Origin of the sequence: Agrobacterium sp. SORGH_AS 787, assembly GCF_030819035.1 — a bacterium.
Lineage (GTDB): Bacteria > Pseudomonadota > Alphaproteobacteria > Rhizobiales > Rhizobiaceae > Agrobacterium > Agrobacterium larrymoorei_B.
In genome coordinates this window covers 1,659,032-1,676,819 of the sequence record NZ_JAUTBG010000001.1, presented here as the reverse complement: position 1 = coordinate 1,676,819, position 17,788 = coordinate 1,659,032, and the positions used below count along the sequence as shown (strand labels likewise).

15 protein-coding genes are annotated in these 17,788 nt (G+C 56.8%); 5 read left to right on the top strand and 10 right to left on the bottom strand.

All coding sequences use genetic code 11. The annotated features are described in order from the left end of the window. The first annotated feature begins 99 nt into the window (after positions 1 to 99). The 4 genes from QE435_RS07380 to QE435_RS07365 are packed head-to-tail and all read left to right on the top strand — an operon-like array spanning position 100 to position 4,396. Positions 100 to 1,623: a sugar ABC transporter ATP-binding protein gene (locus QE435_RS07380; protein ID WP_349040796.1), complete on the top strand. Its 1,524-nt coding sequence runs from the start codon at positions 100 to 102 to the stop codon at positions 1,621 to 1,623. Next, positions 1,623 to 2,666 carry an ABC transporter permease gene (locus tag QE435_RS07375; RefSeq protein ID WP_309770214.1) on the top strand — a complete coding sequence of 348 codons (1,044 nt, stop codon included), beginning with the start codon at positions 1,623 to 1,625 and terminating at the stop codon, positions 2,664 to 2,666. The genes QE435_RS07380 and QE435_RS07375 overlap by 1 nt, the downstream gene beginning before the upstream one ends. Next, entirely contained in the window at positions 2,663 to 3,643 is a 981-nt protein-coding gene (gene yjfF, locus QE435_RS07370; protein ID WP_306928167.1) for a galactofuranose ABC transporter, permease protein YjfF, read from the top strand. The genes QE435_RS07375 and yjfF overlap by 4 nt, the downstream gene beginning before the upstream one ends. 21 nt (positions 3,644 to 3,664) lie before the next feature. Then, entirely contained in the window at positions 3,665 to 4,396 is a 732-nt protein-coding gene (locus QE435_RS07365) for a FadR/GntR family transcriptional regulator (protein ID WP_306928169.1), read from the top strand. Between the two features lie 54 nt (positions 4,397 to 4,450). On the opposite strand, the gene QE435_RS07360 is transcribed toward QE435_RS07365, so the two are convergent. The 8 genes from QE435_RS07360 to QE435_RS07325 all read right to left on the bottom strand — a co-directional run bounded on the left by QE435_RS07360 (position 4,451) and on the right by QE435_RS07325 (position 14,891). Further along, positions 4,451 to 7,717 carry an error-prone DNA polymerase gene (locus QE435_RS07360; RefSeq protein ID WP_349040795.1) on the bottom strand — a complete coding sequence of 1,089 codons (3,267 nt, stop codon included), beginning with the start codon at positions 7,715 to 7,717 and terminating at the stop codon, positions 4,451 to 4,453. Further along, positions 7,714 to 9,228 carry a DUF6504 family protein gene (locus QE435_RS07355; RefSeq protein WP_349040794.1) on the bottom strand — a complete coding sequence of 505 codons (1,515 nt, stop codon included), beginning with the start codon at positions 9,226 to 9,228 and terminating at the stop codon, positions 7,714 to 7,716. The genes QE435_RS07360 and QE435_RS07355 overlap by 4 nt, the downstream gene beginning before the upstream one ends. After that, on the bottom strand, positions 9,143 to 9,904 hold the full coding sequence (locus QE435_RS07350) for an ImuA family protein (protein ID WP_349040793.1): 762 nt from the start codon (positions 9,902 to 9,904) through the stop codon (positions 9,143 to 9,145). The genes QE435_RS07355 and QE435_RS07350 overlap by 86 nt, the downstream gene beginning before the upstream one ends. Positions 9,905 to 10,052: 148 nt before the next feature. Beyond that, positions 10,053 to 11,324, bottom strand: coding sequence for an O-antigen ligase (locus QE435_RS07345; RefSeq protein WP_349040792.1), 1,272 nt, complete (start codon positions 11,322 to 11,324; stop codon positions 10,053 to 10,055). A gap of 7 nt (positions 11,325 to 11,331) precedes the next feature. Continuing rightward, a complete protein-coding gene (locus QE435_RS07340; protein ID WP_349040791.1) occupies positions 11,332 to 12,600 on the bottom strand; it encodes a polysaccharide biosynthesis/export family protein in 1,269 nt (422 codons plus the stop codon). Between the two features lie 119 nt (positions 12,601 to 12,719). Continuing rightward, positions 12,720 to 13,400 (bottom strand): sugar transferase, encoded by a 681-nt coding sequence (locus tag QE435_RS07335; RefSeq protein WP_306928179.1) that lies wholly within the window; start codon positions 13,398 to 13,400, stop codon positions 12,720 to 12,722. Between the two features lie 666 nt (positions 13,401 to 14,066). Continuing rightward, entirely contained in the window at positions 14,067 to 14,627 is a 561-nt protein-coding gene (locus tag QE435_RS07330; RefSeq protein ID WP_349040790.1) for a type 1 glutamine amidotransferase domain-containing protein, read from the bottom strand. Between the two features lie 42 nt (positions 14,628 to 14,669). Then, complete coding sequence (locus QE435_RS07325) at positions 14,670 to 14,891, bottom strand: hypothetical protein (protein ID WP_349040789.1); 222 nt, start codon at positions 14,889 to 14,891, stop codon at positions 14,670 to 14,672. 307 nt (positions 14,892 to 15,198) lie between these two features. On the opposite strand from QE435_RS07325, the gene QE435_RS07320 reads away from it, so the two are divergent. Beyond that, positions 15,199 to 15,852: a glutathione binding-like protein gene (locus QE435_RS07320; RefSeq protein ID WP_349040788.1), complete on the top strand. Its 654-nt coding sequence runs from the start codon at positions 15,199 to 15,201 to the stop codon at positions 15,850 to 15,852. Positions 15,853 to 15,937: 85 nt separating this feature from the next. Here the strand turns inward: QE435_RS07320 and QE435_RS07315 are convergent, their stop codons facing one another. Further along, positions 15,938 to 16,840 (bottom strand): amino acid ABC transporter substrate-binding protein, encoded by a 903-nt coding sequence (locus QE435_RS07315; protein ID WP_349040787.1) that lies wholly within the window; start codon positions 16,838 to 16,840, stop codon positions 15,938 to 15,940. After that, positions 16,837 to 17,781 (bottom strand): amino acid ABC transporter substrate-binding protein, encoded by a 945-nt coding sequence (locus QE435_RS07310; protein WP_349040786.1) that lies wholly within the window; start codon positions 17,779 to 17,781, stop codon positions 16,837 to 16,839. The genes QE435_RS07315 and QE435_RS07310 overlap by 4 nt, the downstream gene beginning before the upstream one ends. Between the last annotated feature and the right edge of the window lie 7 nt (positions 17,782 to 17,788).

Here is a 17,788-nt window from a genome sequence, read left to right as displayed (position 1 = left end):
GCCCGCTTGCTCTTTGCTGCCTAAAATCGGAACTGGCGATCGGAACGGTGCTCCGGCACCGTTTCCATTCACGCTTTTTCTTCAATGGAATGCTTCAGAATGTCCGAACAAACGTCCCTTCTGGAAGCACGTGCCATCGGTAAGTCCTTCCTCGGCATAACCGCTCTCGACAATGTCGATTTCACCTTGCGCGCGGGCGAAGTCCACGCGCTGCTTGGCGAAAATGGTGCCGGCAAATCCACGCTCATCAAAATCCTGACCGGCGTTTACACCCGCGATAAGGGAACAGTGCGCCTCAATGGCGACGAGATTTTCCCCACCGATGTCGGTGAAGCCCAGGCTCTTGGCATTGGCACCGTCTACCAGGAGGTCAATCTCCTGGAAAACCTGACCGTTGCCGAAAATCTCTTTCTCGGCCGACAGCCGCGCCGCTTCGGCCTCATCGACAAGCGCACTATGCGCGACGAGGCAAAGAAGTTGCTTGGCCGTTACGGCCTGAACATCGACGTCGATGCCCTTCTCTCCAGCTATTCCGTCGCCATCCGGCAGATCATTGCCATTGCGCGCGCTGTCGATCTCTCCGGCAAGGTCCTCGTCCTCGATGAGCCGACGGCCAGTCTCGATACGCATGAAGTCGAGATGCTCTTCACGGTGTTGAGACAGTTGCGCGCCGAAGGCCTTGGCATCGTCATCATCACGCACTTCCTCAACCAGGTTTACGACATTGCCGACCGCGTCACGGTTCTGCGCAATGGCAAGCTGGTAGGCACGCGCACCATTTCGGAGCTTCCGAGAGGCGAGCTCATTTCCATGATGCTTGGCCGCGAATTGCAAAATGTCACGCATAATCGCCAGCCCTCCGACAATGATGCGGTCGAAGGTGCACCCGCCATCCGTTTTCAAGGCTACGGCAAGCGCGGCAGCGTCGAACCCTTCGATCTTGATATTCGTCCGGGAGAAGTGGTTGGCATTGCAGGGCTCCTCGGTTCTGGCCGCAGCGAAACCGCCTTCCTTCTCTTCGGCATCGACAAGCCGGAGAGCGGAACGGCGACCATTGATGGCAAGCAGGTGTCCATCCAATCCCCGGAAGCGGCCATTGAACAGGGTTTTGGCTTCTGTCCTGAAGAGCGCAAGACCGACGGCATTATCGGCGATTTTTCCGTCGCCGATAATATCGCGCTTGCCCTGCAAGCCCGCCAGGGCTGGATGCGACCGATCTCCAAGCGTCAAAAGGCAGCGCTTGCCGATGACTTCATCAAGTCGCTCGATATCCGACCCGCCGATCGTGAACGGCCGATCAAGTTTCTCTCCGGTGGCAATCAGCAGAAAGCAATCCTCGCCCGCTGGCTGGCGACCGAGCCTCGCCTTCTCATTCTCGACGAGCCGACGCGCGGTATCGATATTGGTGCCCACGCCGAAATCCTCAAGATGATCGAGAAGCTCTGTCAGGAGGGCATGTCGCTCGTCGTCATTTCCTCGGAGCTGGAAGAACTGACGGCGGTCGCCCATCGCGTCATCGTCCTGTCGGACCGTCGCCATGTTGAAGAACTCAAGGGATCCGACGTGACTGCCGAAAACATCATGAAGGCGATTGCGACCTCCGCCCGCACGGAGGCCGCGTGATGAAGAGCGTGACATTGAAGTTGAAGAGACTGGCCCCGCAGTTCATCGCGCTGTTCATCATTCTTGCTGCCATTACGGTGATTTCACCTGGCTTCCTGAATGTCTCGATGCAGAATGGACGCCTCTACGGCAGCCTTATCGATATTCTGGTGCGCGCTGCGCCCGTCGCACTTTTGACGATCGGCATGACGCTCGTCATCGCCACCAAAGGTATCGATCTTTCGATTGGCGCGGTCATCGCCATTTGCGGTGCGGTTGCAGCCACGCTGATCAGCGCCGGGCATTCCATTCCGGTGGTGATTGCCGTCTCATTGGCAGTCGGCATCGCCTGCGGCATATGGAACGGCATCCTTGTTGCCGTGCTGGATATCCAGCCGATCATCGCCACCCTCATCCTCATGGTTGCCGGCCGCGGCATTGCACAGCTGATCACCGAAGGCGTCATCTTGACCTTCAACAATGACAGCTTCGCCGCCATCGGTTCTGGCTCCTTTGCAGGCGTTCCGCTCCCCGTTGTCATCTGGGTGGCGAGTGCCGTTCTCATCGGTCTTCTGGTGCGCAAATCCGCGCTCGGCTTCCTGATCGAAGCAACCGGCATCAATCGCCGTGCGGCAGCACTTGCCGGTGTTCGCGCCCGCTTCCTGCTGTTCTTCGTCTACGCGATTTCGGGGCTTTGTGCAGCAATCGCCGGTATGATCGTGACCGCGGATATTCGCGGTGCAGATGCCAACAATGCCGGGCTCTGGCTGGAACTCGATGCAATCCTGGCGGTCGTCATCGGTGGCACGTCCCTGAACGGCGGACGCTTCTCCATCACTGCTTCGCTCATCGGCGCGCTGATCATTCAGACGATCAATACCGGTATTCTCGTCTCGGGCTTCCCTCCGGAATTCAACCTGATCATCAAGGCAGGCATCATCATCGTGGTTCTGACGCTTCAATCGCCGGCACTCGTCACGCTTCTGGGCTTTGCCAAGACGCCAAAGAAACCAAGCCCGGCGGCACCGGCACCCACCGCAAACAAAGGAGAAGCCGCGCGATGATCCACACCCGCAACCTTCCCTTTTTCACCACGCTGGCGATCTTCATCATTGCCTATGCTCTGTGCGTATCCCAGTACCCCGGCATTCTCAGCACAAGGGTCATCGGCAATCTTCTGACAGATAATGCGTTTCTCGGCATTGCGGCTGTCGGCATGACATTCGTGATCCTGTCTGGCGGGATCGATCTGTCCATTGGCTCGGTCATTGCTTTTGCCAGCGTCTTCGTTGCCGTGCTCGTCAACGGATATGGTGTTCATCCGCTCATTGCCTTTGCAGCAGTGCTCGTTATCGCGACGATTTTTGGCAGCCTCATGGGTGCGATGATCCGCTTTCTCGCAATCCCGCCCTTCGTGGTCACCCTCGCGGGCATGTTTCTGGCTCGCGGTGCCGCCTATCTCATGTCGACCGATTCCGTTCCGATCTCCCATCCGGTCATCGACGCGATCCAAGGCTTCTACATTCGCGTGCCCGGCGGCGGTCGGTTGACGGCGCTTGCCATCGTCATGCTCGTCGTCTTCGCGGTTGGCATGCTGGTTGCGGCACGCACACGCTTCGGCGCCAATGTCTACGCGCTTGGTGGAAACCAGCAATCGGCAGAACTGATGGGCGTTCCCGTCGCCAAAACTACCGTTGGCATCTACGCACTCTCCGGTTTTCTTTCCGGCCTCGCGGGCATCGTCTACACGCTCTACACCTCGTCCGGTTATTCTCTGGCAACTGTGGGTGTCGAACTGGATGCGATTGCGGCGGTTGTCATTGGCGGAACGCTTTTGACAGGCGGAACAGGCCTCGTCGCCGGCACCTTCATCGGTCTTATGATCCAGGGCCTCATTCAGACCTATATCGTTTTCGATGGAACACTGTCATCCTGGTGGACGAAAATCGTCATCGGCATACTTCTGTTCATATTCATCGTTTTGCAACGCACAATCATCTGGTACTCAAACAGAAGAATGGCGGCGGCTCACCCGGCATAGCAGCAGCGAGGGAGATAGTTGTTGGGGTTACTGGAAAACACGATATCGGGACGAAAGCGGCGCAACAGCCATGCGCACGTCGTGGCGGAACTTGGCAGCGCCATTGTTTCGGGCCGGATACCGGAGGGTTCCCTTCTTCCCAACGATGCCGAACTTTCGCTTCGCTTCGGTGTTTCGAGAACCGTTCTCAGAGAGACGATGAAGACGCTGGCCGCCAAGCGGCTGGTGGAGGCCAAGGCAAAAGTCGGTACACGCGTTCTCGACAAGTCGAGCTGGAACTTCTTTGACCCGGATGTGCTGGGGTGGCGTTGCGAAGCGGGCCTCGACCCAGAATTCATCGAGCATCTGGCCGAAATTCGTCTGGCGCTGGAGCCTGCCGCGGCAGCCGCGGCGGCACGGCACGCCTCCAGCGAGGATATCGTTTCCCTTTACGCGATTGCAGCCAAGTTCGATAACACCCACCATACGGCCGAGAGCATCGCCAAGGTCGATCTGGAATTTCACCTCGCCGTCGCCAGCATTTCCGGCAACCCGTTCATGCGCTCGGCAAGCGGATTGATCGAGGCAGCACTGGCCATCTCCTTCAAACTCTCGTCGCCAGCCTCTGCTCCCGCAACCATCGCAGAGATTGCTGCCAACCATTTGCGCATCGTTCACGCCATTGCAGCGCGAGATGAAAACGCTGCTGTGAAGGCCATGCGGCATGTGATCGAAGTCGGCAAAGACCGGATCAAGAACGCCGCTCTGACCTGAATCACCTCTCCCAAGAATGTCAGTCCGCTTGCGAGTGACACGCGTGGCTATATTTCAGTGGAAGTTGCGGCCCTTGACGGTGATGTGATCTTCATCGCTCTCCTGAAGAGCTGATCTCGGCGGCAATCCGCGCCTGTCACGCGCCGTCGGTATCCCGTGATGAAACTCATCGCCGCGACCATGCGGCAGCGGAAACGGCTTATCCCTCTCGCCGACACTTCTCAAAACATCCGACAGATCGGTGATACGGTGGGCAACGACGTGGACGACCTCGCCTTCACGCTGAAGCTTGCCGTAAATCCCAACCATCCCCGCCGACAGGATGACACGGCGATACTTCTCGAAGGTCTTCACCCAGACGACGGCATTGGCAATGCCGGTCTCGTCTTCGAGCGTCATGAAGATAACGCCCTTTGCCGAGCCGGGGCGCTGCCGCACGAGCACCAGACCGGCCACTTCCAGCCAGCGACCGTCATTCGTCTTGAGCGTCTCAGCGCATGTTACGATCCGACGTCGGGCGAGATCCCGACGCAGGAAGCTCATGGGGTGGTCTCGCAGGGTCAGGCCTACATGACCATAGTCTTGCACCACCTCTCCGCCTGCGGTCATGGGTAGCAAGTTGACTTCCGGCTCCTGCAACTCCTCGATCAACGCGTTCTCTCGTGCAGCGGCAGCGGCGAAAAGCGGCAGGGGCTCATCGCGCAGGCCCTTGATCGCCCACAGTGCCTCACGACGCGAGAGACCGAGGGACGGAAGAAAGGCATCCGCCTCGGCAAGACAGACCAGCGCGGAAACCGGCACCCCTGCCCGTCTCCATAAATCATCAATAGATTGGAAAGGCCGCTCCTGCCGGCAGGCTATGATATGTCCCGCATGCTCGTTGGACAGCCCCTTCACCAGCCGCATACCAAGGCGCACGGCGTTGCGCTCCGGGCCGACCTTCTCCTCCAGCACGCAATCCCATCGGCTCGCATTGACGCAGACGGGCCGAACCACGACGCCGTGGTCGCGTGCATCGCGAACAAGCTGTGCAGGGGCGTAAAATCCCATCGGCTGGGAGTTCAACAGCGCCGCACAGAAGATATCAGGATGGTGGCACTTCACCCATGCCGATGCATAGGCAATCAAGGCGAAGGAGGCTGCATGGCTTTCGGGAAAGCCATAGCTGCCGAAACCTTGAATCTGAGCGAAGAGTCTTTTGGCAAACTCTTCGCTAAAGCCATTTTCAATAAGCCCTCCGATAAGCCGTTTTTCGAAATTCGCGATAGTCCCAACATTTTTGAATGTGGCCATCGCCCGTCTCAGCTTATCCGCTTCACTGGGGGTAAAGCCGGCACAGTCGATGGCAATGCGCATGGCATGTTCCTGAAACAGCGGAACGCCAAGCGTCTTCTCAAGAACCTTTTCAAGGGTGGGATGCTCGTAATCGATCTTCTTGCCCTCAGCTATTTCCTGACGCCGCTTCAGATAGGGATGGACCATATTGCCCTGTATCGGACCCGGTCGCACGATTGCGACCTGAATGACGAGATCGTATAGCTCCCTCGGTCTCAGCCTCGGCAACATCGACATCTGCGCCCTACTTTCGATCTGGAAGGTGCCGATCGTGTCGGCCTTGCAGATCATGTCATAGGTAGCTGTGTTTCCACTATCGATGCTGGTCAGGCCAAACTCGTAGCCTTTACGCACTGTCAGCATTTCGAAAGCCCTTCGCATGCAGGACAGCATGCCGAGTGCCAGGCAATCCATCTTCATGAATTTGACGATCTCGATATCGTCCTTGTCCCATTCGATGATCCGCCTGTCCTTCATGGATGCTGGAAGAATGGGAACGAGTTCGTCTAGCCGGTCATGGGTCAAAACGAAACCGCCGGGATGCTGGCTGTAATGGCGGGGCGTTCCGATCAATTGGCGTGCGAGATCGAAGGCAAGCCTGACGCGCCGATCCTCCAGATTGATGTTCAATTCATTGGCATGCTTCTCGCCCGTGCCTTCCGTCCACCACCAGATCTGCGAGGACATGAGCTTTGTCAGGTCTTCGGGAAGGCCAAGCACCTTGCCCACGTCCCGAATGGCCCCCTTGCCGCGATAACAAGTGACCACGGAGCAGAGGGCCGCCTTATCGAACCCGTAATGATCGTAAATCCACTGAATGATCTCCTCGCGCCGCTGGTGCTCGAAATCGACATCGATATCCGGCGGCTCGTCGCGGTCCTCGGAGACGAAGCGTTCGAACAGAAGGTCGCTCTCATCCGGATCGATGGCCGTGATGCCGAGAACATAGCAGACCGCCGAATTGGCCGCGGATCCCCGTCCCTGACAGAGGATTTTCATCTCACGCGCTTGCCGGACGATTTTATTGACCGTCAGGAAATAGGGGGCATATTTCTTTTTGGCGATGATGGCCAATTCGTGCCGCAGCGTCTGCTCCACCTTCTCCGGCACACCATCGGGATAGCGCTTCGGCGCTTCGTCCCATACGAATTTTTCCAGCGCTTCCTGTGCCGTCATTCCCGGGACTTGTCGCTCGTCCGGATATTGATATTCCAGTTCCGAGAGGGAAAACCGGCACTTCTTCACGATCTTCAGTGTGTTTTCCAACGCATCCGGATAGGCAGAAAAAAGCCGGTACATTTCCTCCGGCGGCTTCAGATAGCGATCCGCATGACGCTCGCGCCTGAAGCCGGCATCGTCGATCGTGCAGTTGTGGCGAATGCAGGTGACGACATCCTGCAACATGCGACGACCGGGCTCATGAAAAAGAACATCATTGGTGACGACCGTTGCCACACCGGCGCGCGCTGCCATCTGCGACAGTTCATAAAGACGCAGCGCGTCATTTGGCCGGCGGCGCAGGCTCATCGCCACATAGGCGCGATGACCGAAATCCGTCTTTATCCGGCGCAGATGGCTGGAAAGGCCTTCATCCGTCTCATCCGGCAGGAGAACCACGATCAGCCCTTCGCCATAGGCAACCAGATCGCTCCATGTGAGCGAGCACTTGCCAGCCTTGCCGCCTTTCTTCCCGAATGTCAGCAGACGGCATAGCCGACCATAGGCCTCTCTGTTCGTGGGATAGACCAGCACGGAGACATCCTGCACCAAATCCAGCCTGCAGCCGACCACCAGCCGAAGCCCAAGCTCCTCGGCGATTTTATGCGCCCGGGGAATGGCCGCGAGGCTGTTGCGATCGACAATGCCCAGTGCCTCTATGCCGAGCGCTTTAGCCTGAGCGAAAAGTTCCTCGCAGGAACTGGCGCCACGCAGAAAGGAAAAATGCGAGGTCACCTGCAGCTCGGCGTAACGAACACCCGCACTCATGCGAAAAATCCATGCATGAACCAGTCCAAGGTGCCAGTCTCTGTGTGCTCGCCATCGCCGGAACGGAAGATCCAGAAACGCTCACCGCTCTCATTTTCCACGCGGAAATAATCGCGCACCGCCGAGAGTTCTCGATCGCGCTTCCACCATTCGCCAAAGACGCGCTCCGGCCCGTCGGCCCGCTTGACGATGTGACGCACCCCGCGCCATGTGAAGCTTCGGGGAGGATGATCGGGAAGCAGTGCCACTGTCTGGATCGGCTCCGGCCTGAACAGAAGCCTCACCGGTCGCGGCCAATGTTCCGGCCAGCCGGGCGCATCCGTAGCCTCGGCTGGAATTTTCTCAACGGAGCGCTCCGGTACATCGCTTTGAACGGCGGCATAGCGATAGACCTTGTGGCCACGGTTGAGGATGATATCGACAGCCTCACCAATATCGCCTCCTGCCTCTTCCAGAAGAATGGAACGTGCTTGTCCGGCAAGAAGCGGCTCGGCATGGGTTGCCGTCAGCGTCATCTTCTCGATACCAAAACCCGGATCGATCGTCTCGATACGGTCAGTCAGAAGGCGGGACAATTGCTTGCTATCGCGTGCAGGTTTGGAGGTTCCAGCCCGGATCGCCTGCACTCCACTGTCCACCCGATGGAAAACCAGATCGACGCGACGCGCACCTAAACCCCGCTTCTCCAGATCCAGACAGAGGTCGGACACAAGCTTTCGAGTGTATTTTGCAATGGTTTCTGCAGCACCAATCGGTTCGGGAAAGAAGCGCCGCACCGTCACCAGTTCTGCTACGCGGACTGGCTCTATCGGTTCCGACAGGACACCGTGAGCCTGATCCAGCCTGCGCCCCACTTCGGGGCCAAACCGCAAGGTGATCGGCGCGCGCGGCGCGGCTGCCAGTTCTCCAATACGGCGAAAGCCAAGGACCTTCAGCTCATTGACCAGATGGGCATCCAGTCGCAAGGCGGCAAGCGGCAGCGGCGCGAGAGCCTCCCTCACGCTACCTTCAGGTAAAATGGTGACGGCCTCGCGCCCGAAGCGGGCTAGCGCGTGGGCAGCGCCCCAGCTTTCGGCGATTGCCGCACGCGCCGTAAAACCCAGCGCATGCAGGCGATTGATCATGCCTGTCAGCATCAGCCTTTCATTACCATGCAGGTGATCGGCTCCGGTCGTATCGAGCACCAGCCCATCGGGCGCGTCCGGTGCAACGATGGGGGCGTAGATGCGCAAAAACCAGAAGGCCAGATCCTCAAGGGCTTTTGCATCATCCTCCGGCTTCAAGTCTTCGACAACAAGGCCCGGCAGAATGGCCTGCGCCTTGCTGGCTGGCATGCCAGGGCGCAAGCCCGCTTTCATCGCGGCGCTATTAAGAGCAGCCACGAGCCGGCGGCTTCCCTGGCGCGCAATCATCACCACGGGTGTTTCAACCGGTGGCGCTGCGTCCCCAAGCATCCTGCGGTATCGATCCGTCTGCCATGTCGGCAGGTATAGCGAGACGACCCTCTGCATCACAGGCTTCCACTTCCAGTTCAAAAGGTTCGCCGCCCCGGACACGCAGCAATTCCACAAGCCAGCGGGATCGCCCTACCCCGCGCACCGGCAACGGTGTGGACGGACGCATGGAAATGCGCCACCGGGTGACGGCTGCGGTTGGTTGGCCGAAATCGCCAACACCACTCACATGGCGCCAGCGGCGAAGAGCAATGGCTGCCACGCCGGAAGCTTCCGCCGTCAGCTGCAGCCGCCGCGACATGTTCATCGGCAGCTTCGACACTTCACCGATCACGGCGCCAAAGCCGTTGCAGCGCAGCCCTTCCTCAAAACAGTCCAGCACGCCCTTTTCATCACGACACTCGACGATGATCAGCCGGTTATGCGAAAGCCCTGCCTGCGTGAGGGCTGGCATGAAGAGATCGGGACGGGTCACACACCACAGGATCTTGCCCTTTAACCGGGCCGCGATGCCCGCACAAAAGAGCGCTGATGCTGCACCATCCACGGCCCCGTTTCCACCACCGCTCACCTCATGCAAGCTGCCAAGCTTCAAGCCTTGACCGGGAAGCCGCTCATCGATGGCAGGAATATTGAAGGGCAGAGTCTCCTGCTGTCTGGCAGGACCTTGGGTGATCCTCTCCAGCCTTTCTCGCAATTCCTCCACGACAAGCTGTTCTGCGCGCTTCTGCATGACACGAAACTTCTCAGAGCATTCCACGCTAAAAAACTAATGTTCACTTTTTGTTCTATATTCACAAAAGAGTCAACACGACTCCGCCGGACTCCTGTGGAGGGGTGAGAAGATTCTTTAGAGCGTTTCCTTGTTAAATTGAAACGCTCTATCCTCCCGCCAATGGCCGTACCGAGAGACCGGCCATGAAGGGCGATGTGACCACAGAGGTGCGCCGCGGCAGGCTGAGTTTGCCAGCCGCATAAAACAGCAGGAAAGAGCCGATCTGGTATGGGAAGATAATATCGATCTCGACAAAGGAGCGGACGACAAAAAGAGCGCAGAGCGAAAACAGGATCAGCGCCTGGGGATCCTGATTGCGCATCAAAATCGAGCGCAAGTGGCCCAACAGCGTGCCGTAGAGCAGGATCGCCAGCAGAATGAGACCGACGAAGCCGTTCTCCACCACCACTTCGATATAGGTGTTGTGGAAATGGAAGCCGCTACGACCGGTAATGAAGAAATCGTCCCACAACCTTTCGGCATCGGAAAACCCTGGCACCCAGAAGCCCTGATAGCCGACACCGAAAATGGGGGCACGCTTGGCCGCCTCGATACCCTGCTGCCAAAGATAGGTGCGTCCCGTCAACGTCGTATCCTTGCCGAACACGCCAAGAATTGCGTCGAAGAGACCGAACTGCAGCGCGGCCACGACAAACAGGCCACCGAGGCCAACGGCTGCAAAAAACAGCATTTTCCTATTGCCAGGCGACAAGGCCCAGAGCGGTAACAGACCCGCCATCATGACAACGACGGCGGCGGTAGTGATCGCGGATGTCGCCGATTGGGATGCAAGCAGGCTGTAGGCAGAGATGAGGCCGGCAACGCCTGCGATCAGCAACCATACGCCTCTTTGACGCAGCACGAGCACCGAGGCTGCGGCAAAGAGAACGCCAAGCGAGGCATAGAAACCCAGCTGGTTCTTCGAGGAGAAGGCGCCGACGAAGCTGGTCGTGCCATCCAGCGCATCGAAAAGATAGGTGCCGAAGAGCAGCGAGTAGACGAGCACGAGAGTGATGCCGATTAACGCGCCGCGTGTCAGTGTGCGGATAGAGATGACACGCATGGCAATCAGCGCGCAAACGATATGCGTCATGTACTGAATGGAGGCGCGCAGGCTGACGGACATGGCATCCGACCAGAAGCTCGACAGTATCGCCAGAATGCCGAAGGCGAAAATCCAGAAATAGCGAGCATAATTGCCAAGGACACGACGATAATCGACCACGACCAGAGGCAGCCAGACGGCGTAATAGGCAAGGATCGAGACTTGGCCGAACTTCGACGAATAGGCGAAGACGAAGAAGGACAGCGCCACCGCCGCCGTTCCGTAAAGTCCGTTTCTATCGGGATCGATCAGTGCCGATTTCGCAATCCGCATCGCCGCCTCACTGCATCAGCACTTCCGAGGAAACCTTGATAACGTCGCCAGGCTCAAGAGCCGTGGTTTCGTCAACCTTAATTTCCTTCGATTTTCCCTTGTCTTCACGCACAATGACATAGGAAATCGAGGCAGATTTGCCGGACGGATCGAAACGCAGAGCTTCAGCGGATTGCGCCAGGGCCTCCGACATGAGCTCTCGACTGGTGGAAAGCTGAAGGTTCAGCTTCTGCAATTCGGCCTGCGTATCCTGCAACTCCTTCGATCGCTGCGCGTCCCAATCGTTTCGCAGGTTGATCTCATCCTGGACCGCCTTGTTGATATCCTGCTTGGCGCGAAGCGCATTGGTATCGATATCGAGAAGCGTGGCCTCCACCTCGGCTGCGCGTTCTTCTGCGGAGATGCGGCGCTGAGCGAGTGCAAGGCCCTGCTCGTTCAAGCGATTGACCTTCTCGCGGTCTTCATTGGCCAATTGCAACTGCCGTTGCTGGCTCTCTGCCTTCTTACGCAGAGATTCCACTTCCGCATCCAGCAGTTCGCGCAAATCCTTCAACGCCTTCAACTGAAGCGTATAGCGCTCGGTGCGAGACTTCATCAGCGCGCTTTCGCTTTCCAGGAGCGCGTCGATATTGACGACCTTTTCCATTTCAGGCGTCTTCTTGATCTCCTGCTCGCCGCTCACCTCGGCAATCAAACGCGCCTGACGTGCCAGAAGACGGCCGCGCTGGTCGTCATAGACGGCAGCGTCACCACGGGCATTGATAAAGTCACGCGCAAAACGTTGCCCCGCATCGGAACGGCGCAGACCACCTGCGAGGCTGACCGCCTTCAAAACCGTCATGTTGGGCGCATAGGGATATTCGCCCGGCGTTTGCACGTCACCTGTCAGGAAGACCGGTCGGAACTGGGCAACTTCGACGGAAGCCGACGGAAGGTTGCGCAGGGCAAACTTGCTTTGAAGCTCTGCGCCAATCGCCTCTCCCACCTCGCCCGCAGTCTTTCCGGCGACATTCAACTGACCAATGAACGGAAGTGACAACGTACCGGACGGACCGACGGAGTAATCGCCGTTGATCACATCCCAGTTACGGATGGTGCCGTCTGCCGGCTGCCACTCCGCAACGCGGATACGAAGCTTGTCAGCGGTTCCAAGTCGATACTGGCCATCCTGTGCGAGAGCGCTCAGCGGAGTGATGAGCAGCAGGGCTGCGGCGACAGCCAAAGCGGTACGTTTACGCCATGTTTTAGGGAGAGGTTCGTCGGCAATGCCAACCATGTAAAACTCCATGTTGATGCCTTGAAAAGTGAATGCGCGACCGGTGCAAGTCCGGTCGCAGCCGCAAGGCATGGCACAGGTGGGAGGTCCTGCGTTCACGCCGAGTGTCTATTCTGGCTTCAATAGCTGCCGCGGGACATGCAGACAGCGGGCACGGTTTTCATGATGATGGAAATGTCTTTCATCATTGACCAGTTCTGAACATATTGCGTGTCGTAATCCACGCGCTCCTTGTAGGAGACGTCGTTTCGACCGCTGATCTGCCAGAGACCGGTAAGACCAGGACGCGTGCTGAGATAGTAGCGCGCGGCACTTTCATAATAGTTGAGCTCTTCGTCCACGACAGGACGAGGACCGACAACACTCATTTCACCACGAATGATGTTGATGAGCTGTGGCAGTTCATCAAGGCTCAGCTTGCGAAGAACGCTGCCAACCGCTGTCACACGCGGATCGTTCTTCAGTTTTCTCGTTTGGCGCCATTCCTCCGCAGCCTGCGGATCGGTAGCAAGATATTGTTTCAGCACCTCATCTCCGTTCACGACCATCGTGCGGAATTTCAGGCAATGAAACGTGCGGCCATTATGGCCGATACGGCGGTGGCCGTAAAAAGCAGGTCCCTTGTCGGATAGTTTGACCAAGACCACGATCATGAGAAAGATCGGGCTGAGGACAAGAAGTGCGAGCAGTGCCGAGGAAACATCGAAACTGCGTTTCACGATGCCCCCGATGGGAAAGCTCACATCAAACTCTTCAGAACCACTAAGCGGCGAAACAGCCGATCGAGTCGCGGACTTCATAGAGAGAACTCCATTTATGTTTTGCGATAGGTCGGTACCCGTTGGGCGCGTCATGCAGTCATCATGAGACATGAACTCTGTGGTCGGAATTTGATGCTTTTGAATTTTTTGTGAGGCAGCGTTACCCGGCACCCTAAAACGGGCATCCCCAAATTCCTCACATGATGTTGGCCGAGACTATTAATAACCGCCTATAAAAGGAACAACGGCAGGTGTTCGTCATGCAGTTCACGCATGATTACCAAACATATGTATTGCATCCCTATTTATATTAAAGCTGTTCTTCTGGTTTACTGGTTTTCGCAATTAAAAGGGCGAATACACAGGCGCCTGCTAAATAAGATAGATGTAATATTTCTTATATGCGGCGCAGCAAAATTACGGCAGCGCACACACAAAATAATTAAAAATAAACCGATTTTGTTGGAAAAGATTAATTTCAACGGTCATCTGAAACGTTTCCGGGTCAAAAGGATGGCGTAATTAAGGCAGAAATGTGGTGAATTTTGCATCCCGGTCATGTCTAGAGCCTTCCGACTCGTAACGCGCACGGGCGTCCTGCAATTCTTCTTTTATCCTATTCCTATGGTATGGGCCTGCAACAAAAAGGCCGGCGCGCAGATTGCGCACCAGCCCTTGATTGGCTTTCAAGCTATGAAAAATAGCTTATGCTGCCTGACGGTCGTGGCGGCCTTCTTCGACCTCTTCCACGATTTTGGCAACAAAGGCTTCCAGGTCGTCGGGATTACGGGACGTGACGATGCCCTTGTCGCAAACGACCTTCTCGTCCTTCCAGATGCCACCGGCATTTTTCACGTCAGTCTTGATCGAGCCGTATGAGGTCACCTCACGGCCGCGCACGGCATCGGCTTCGACGAGAAGCCAAGGTGCGTGGCAAATGGCCGCCACTACTTTACCGGACTTCACGAACTCCTTGACCACGCGCATCGCTTCATCATTGGTGCGCAGGACATCGGGGTTGATCTGGCCGCCCGGAAGCACGAGAGCGTCGAAGTCTTCGATCCGAACGTCTTTTGCGAGAAGATCGACTTTAACGCTATCGCCCCAGTCCTTCTCATCCCAGCTCTTGATCTCGCCGTCCTTGATAGAGGCGATCTTGACGTCCGCGCCCTTGCGCTTCAGTTCCTCATAGGGCACGCGAAGCTCCGAACGCTCGTATCCGTCGGTCGCGAGAATGACGATCTTGGCAGAATTGATAGCAGTCATGGCTGTTTCCTTCCTGGTGCATATTTGTTGGGGGTAGGTTCGTTAGGATTCCACGTCTGAATTCACAGACGGCAGAAAGAACTCGACATCGGCGATCCGCTCCTTGTCGAGAGCGGCGATGCGCTCCTGCCAGAAGCGTTCCGCCTCTTCAGGCTCGTTGTCGTACTGGCGAACAAATGTCTTGTTGTCGTCGATCATCACCTGGCGGGTGCCGCCGAGGAGCATGTATTCTTCCGCAAGCTTTCGCGTTTCGGTCTTTTCCACGTCAAAACCTCCTTGGCAGCCAAATTATTTTGGCAGATTGGCGGAGACGGCCGGATGGATGAGAAGCTCGTCTGCCTTTTCGTTGGCCATCGGGAGAAAACGGAAAAATCCTGATGTTCTCCAGCACCATCACGTCCGTTTGACACGGCGCGTCTCCTGCCAATCGAACGTGGCCCTCCGCTATTGGTTCCGGAAAAATTAAAGCAGAGGTGAAGGGAACACATTGATGCAAAGCCGCTATGCTCCCTCGTCACTTTCCCTCAATAGACGTGCGCGGTAGCTTTCTTGAAGCCAAAGGGAGATCGTCATGGCAAAACTGTTGCGCCTCTTTTACAGCAATGGCGCCTGTTCGCTCGCGCCGCACATCGCGCTTGAAGAAACGGGCGCGACCTTCGAACCGGTCCGCATAGACTCGGCGTCCGGAGAGCAGCGCAAACCTGATTATCTCCGCATCAATCCAAAAGGCCGTGTGCCGGCGCTCGGCGTCGATGACTGGGTGCTGACGGAAAACCCCGCCATCCTACAGTTCATCGCCACCTCTTTTCCCGACGCAAAATTATGGCCGGAACAATTGCGCGATCAAGCGCGCGTGACGGAATGGCTCGGCTGGATCGCCTCTACCGTCCATGTCGCCTATGCGCATGTCCGCCGCGCGGAGCGCTATGCAGAAAGCGAAGAGGCACTGAAAGATGTCCGCGCGAAGGGTTTGGAGACGAGCCGCGATCTATGGCGAGCCGTCGACGCCCGCCTCGGTGCGGGGCCTTGGGCCATCGGCGATCTCTATACCGTCGCAGACCCCTATCTCCTGGTATTCTGGACCTGGGGACGTGGGCCGGTGCTTGGGTTCGATATGGCCAACGACTTCCCAAACTGGGCAGCGCATGCGCAACGGATGGCCAATCGGCCCGCCGTGCAACGGGCGTTTCAGCGCGAGGGCCTAAAACTGCCTGCCCAAAGCTGATCGGACTTGTCTGCCCCCATCTCCCGCTCCTAAATGGGAGAGATGAGAATTTCCTGGAAAGGACGAGCCGCCCTCTCCCCACCAATCATTCAATTACCTTCGGATTTATGATCGCGTCCATGAGCCACCGGTTCATCGGCAGATCGAGTTTGATGTTGAGCCCCGGCATCGGGTCTTCAAACCACCGCTTATAAATATCCCTGACTGCCCCAGTTTTATAGATGTCGGCCAATCCTTCATTCACCGCATTGACAAAAGGCTTATCGTTCAAGCGCATCATGAAGCCGAGCGGCTGTACATCCGTCAACTGTTCGTCCGAGAGCGCATAATCGGAAGGATTCTGCGCGCGAGCGATCATCGTTTTCAGCAGGACTTCATCCATTGCGAAGGCGGCAACACGACCATCCGTGACCATGTCGAATGCAGCTTGAAGGCTGTCGACAGGGACGGGTGAAATATTAAGTCTCCGCTTTCGGCTGATGTCATTGATCTCGTTGATATTGACCGTGCCGAGTGCCACGCTGACCGAGCGGCCCTTGAGATCGTCGAGCTTCGCCAATCCGTTCTTACGCAAAGAGACATAGCGCGTCACGCCGTAAAAATGGCTGTACGAGAACGCCACACTCTTGCGCCGTTCCGTCGTATTGGTGCTGGCATTGCATTCGATGTCCATGCTCCCGTCGTTCAAAAGCTGGATGCGATTGCTTGGCGTGCGCGGGACGAACTCTATGTCGATAGATCGCAATTTCAAACGCTGCTTCAACCGTTCCACTACGCCGCGGCAGAGATCGATCGAGTAACCAAGAACCTGACCATCCGCATTCAGGAACGAAAACGGCGCTGTCGAACCGTAACCGATCCTGATCTTTCCCGTCTGGACGATCCTGTCGAGAGTCGGCGTGTCGAAAATCTTGTCTTCGGCGCTCACCCGAAAAGGGGCTGCAAGGCAAAAGATCAACGAGAGACCTTGGAGGATACGCATTTTCATTGCAGATATTCCTTCGGCTCCTTGAAAGCCGCTTTCAGCTCCGAAGAGAGAGGAAGATTGAAATTTCGATTGTCCGGCGGCACCGGGGACATGAACCACTTATTGTAGATCGTCTCTATCTCACCGCCGGTGAACATTGTGAACAAAGCCTCGTTGACCAGCGCCTTGAATGCATCATCCCCCTTGGGCAAAAGAATGCCATAGGGCTCGGGAGGTCCGAAGGTCTCCCGAGAGATCGCATAGTCCTCCGGTGTCTTGGAGAAAGCCACATGCGCGGCCAACAGCACATCGTCCATGACGAAGGCGGATGCTCGATCGTTCTCCACCATGCTGAATGCTTCGGAATTCACCTTGGTAATCGCCACCGAGATATTCAGTTTTTGCGACCGGTTGACGTTTTGCAACTGTGCAATGTTGATGGTGCCTGTCGTCGAAGCGACGGTTCGCCCCGAAAGATCCTTGATACTGTTAAGATTGCTGGATTTCTTCGACACGAAACGGGTCGCGGTGATGAAGTGCGGATAGGAAAATGCCACCTGCTCTCGCCGCTCGGCATTGTTGGTCGTTGCGCTGCATTCCATGTCGATTTTACCCGACTTAACCAGAACGAAACGCGTTCCTGGCGTGGCCACCACATAATTGATTTTGAGCCCATCAAGCTTCAGCGCATCTCGGACGTGATCCGCGATCCTCTGACAAATGTCGATAGAGTAGCCGCGCACGACGCCATCTGGCGTCACGTAGGAAAACGGCAATTCATCCGTGCGATGCCCGATCGTAATCGTCTTCGTTCGCGCTATCTTTTCAAGCGTCACGCTCTCTGTTTCGTTGGCCGCCGCGGACAGCGCAAACAACGGAGAAAACACGATCACAGCAAGCAAACTAGGAAGGAAGCGTTTTAGCTTAGACGCCTCTCTCTCTGAAAAATCGACGACCTTCATGTTCCAA

Excerpts from the sequence above, each read along its gene's own strand:
- QE435_RS07360 (WP_349040795.1), bottom strand. The coding sequence starts at position 7,717 with ATGAGTGCGGGTGTTCGTTACGCCGAGCTGCAGGTGACCTCGCATTTT.
- QE435_RS07310 (WP_349040786.1), bottom strand. The coding sequence starts at position 17,781 with ATGAAGGTCGTCGATTTTTCAGAGAGAGAGGCGTCTAAGCTAAAACGC.
- QE435_RS07335 (WP_306928179.1), bottom strand. The coding sequence starts at position 13,400 with ATGAAGTCCGCGACTCGATCGGCTGTTTCGCCGCTTAGTGGTTCTGAA.
- QE435_RS07355 (WP_349040794.1), bottom strand. The coding sequence starts at position 9,228 with ATGCAGAGGGTCGTCTCGCTATACCTGCCGACATGGCAGACGGATCGA.
- QE435_RS07380 (WP_349040796.1), top strand. The coding sequence starts at position 100 with ATGTCCGAACAAACGTCCCTTCTGGAAGCACGTGCCATCGGTAAGTCC.
- yjfF (WP_306928167.1), top strand. The coding sequence starts at position 2,663 with ATGATCCACACCCGCAACCTTCCCTTTTTCACCACGCTGGCGATCTTC.
- QE435_RS07315 (WP_349040787.1), bottom strand. The coding sequence starts at position 16,840 with ATGAAAATGCGTATCCTCCAAGGTCTCTCGTTGATCTTTTGCCTTGCA.
- QE435_RS07330 (WP_349040790.1), bottom strand. The coding sequence starts at position 14,627 with ATGACTGCTATCAATTCTGCCAAGATCGTCATTCTCGCGACCGACGGA.
- QE435_RS07375 (WP_309770214.1), top strand. The coding sequence starts at position 1,623 with ATGAAGAGCGTGACATTGAAGTTGAAGAGACTGGCCCCGCAGTTCATC.
- QE435_RS07340 (WP_349040791.1), bottom strand. The coding sequence starts at position 12,600 with ATGGTTGGCATTGCCGACGAACCTCTCCCTAAAACATGGCGTAAACGT.
- QE435_RS07345 (WP_349040792.1), bottom strand. The coding sequence starts at position 11,324 with ATGCGGATTGCGAAATCGGCACTGATCGATCCCGATAGAAACGGACTT.
- QE435_RS07320 (WP_349040788.1), top strand. The coding sequence starts at position 15,199 with ATGGCAAAACTGTTGCGCCTCTTTTACAGCAATGGCGCCTGTTCGCTC.
- QE435_RS07350 (WP_349040793.1), bottom strand. The coding sequence starts at position 9,904 with ATGCAGAAGCGCGCAGAACAGCTTGTCGTGGAGGAATTGCGAGAAAGG.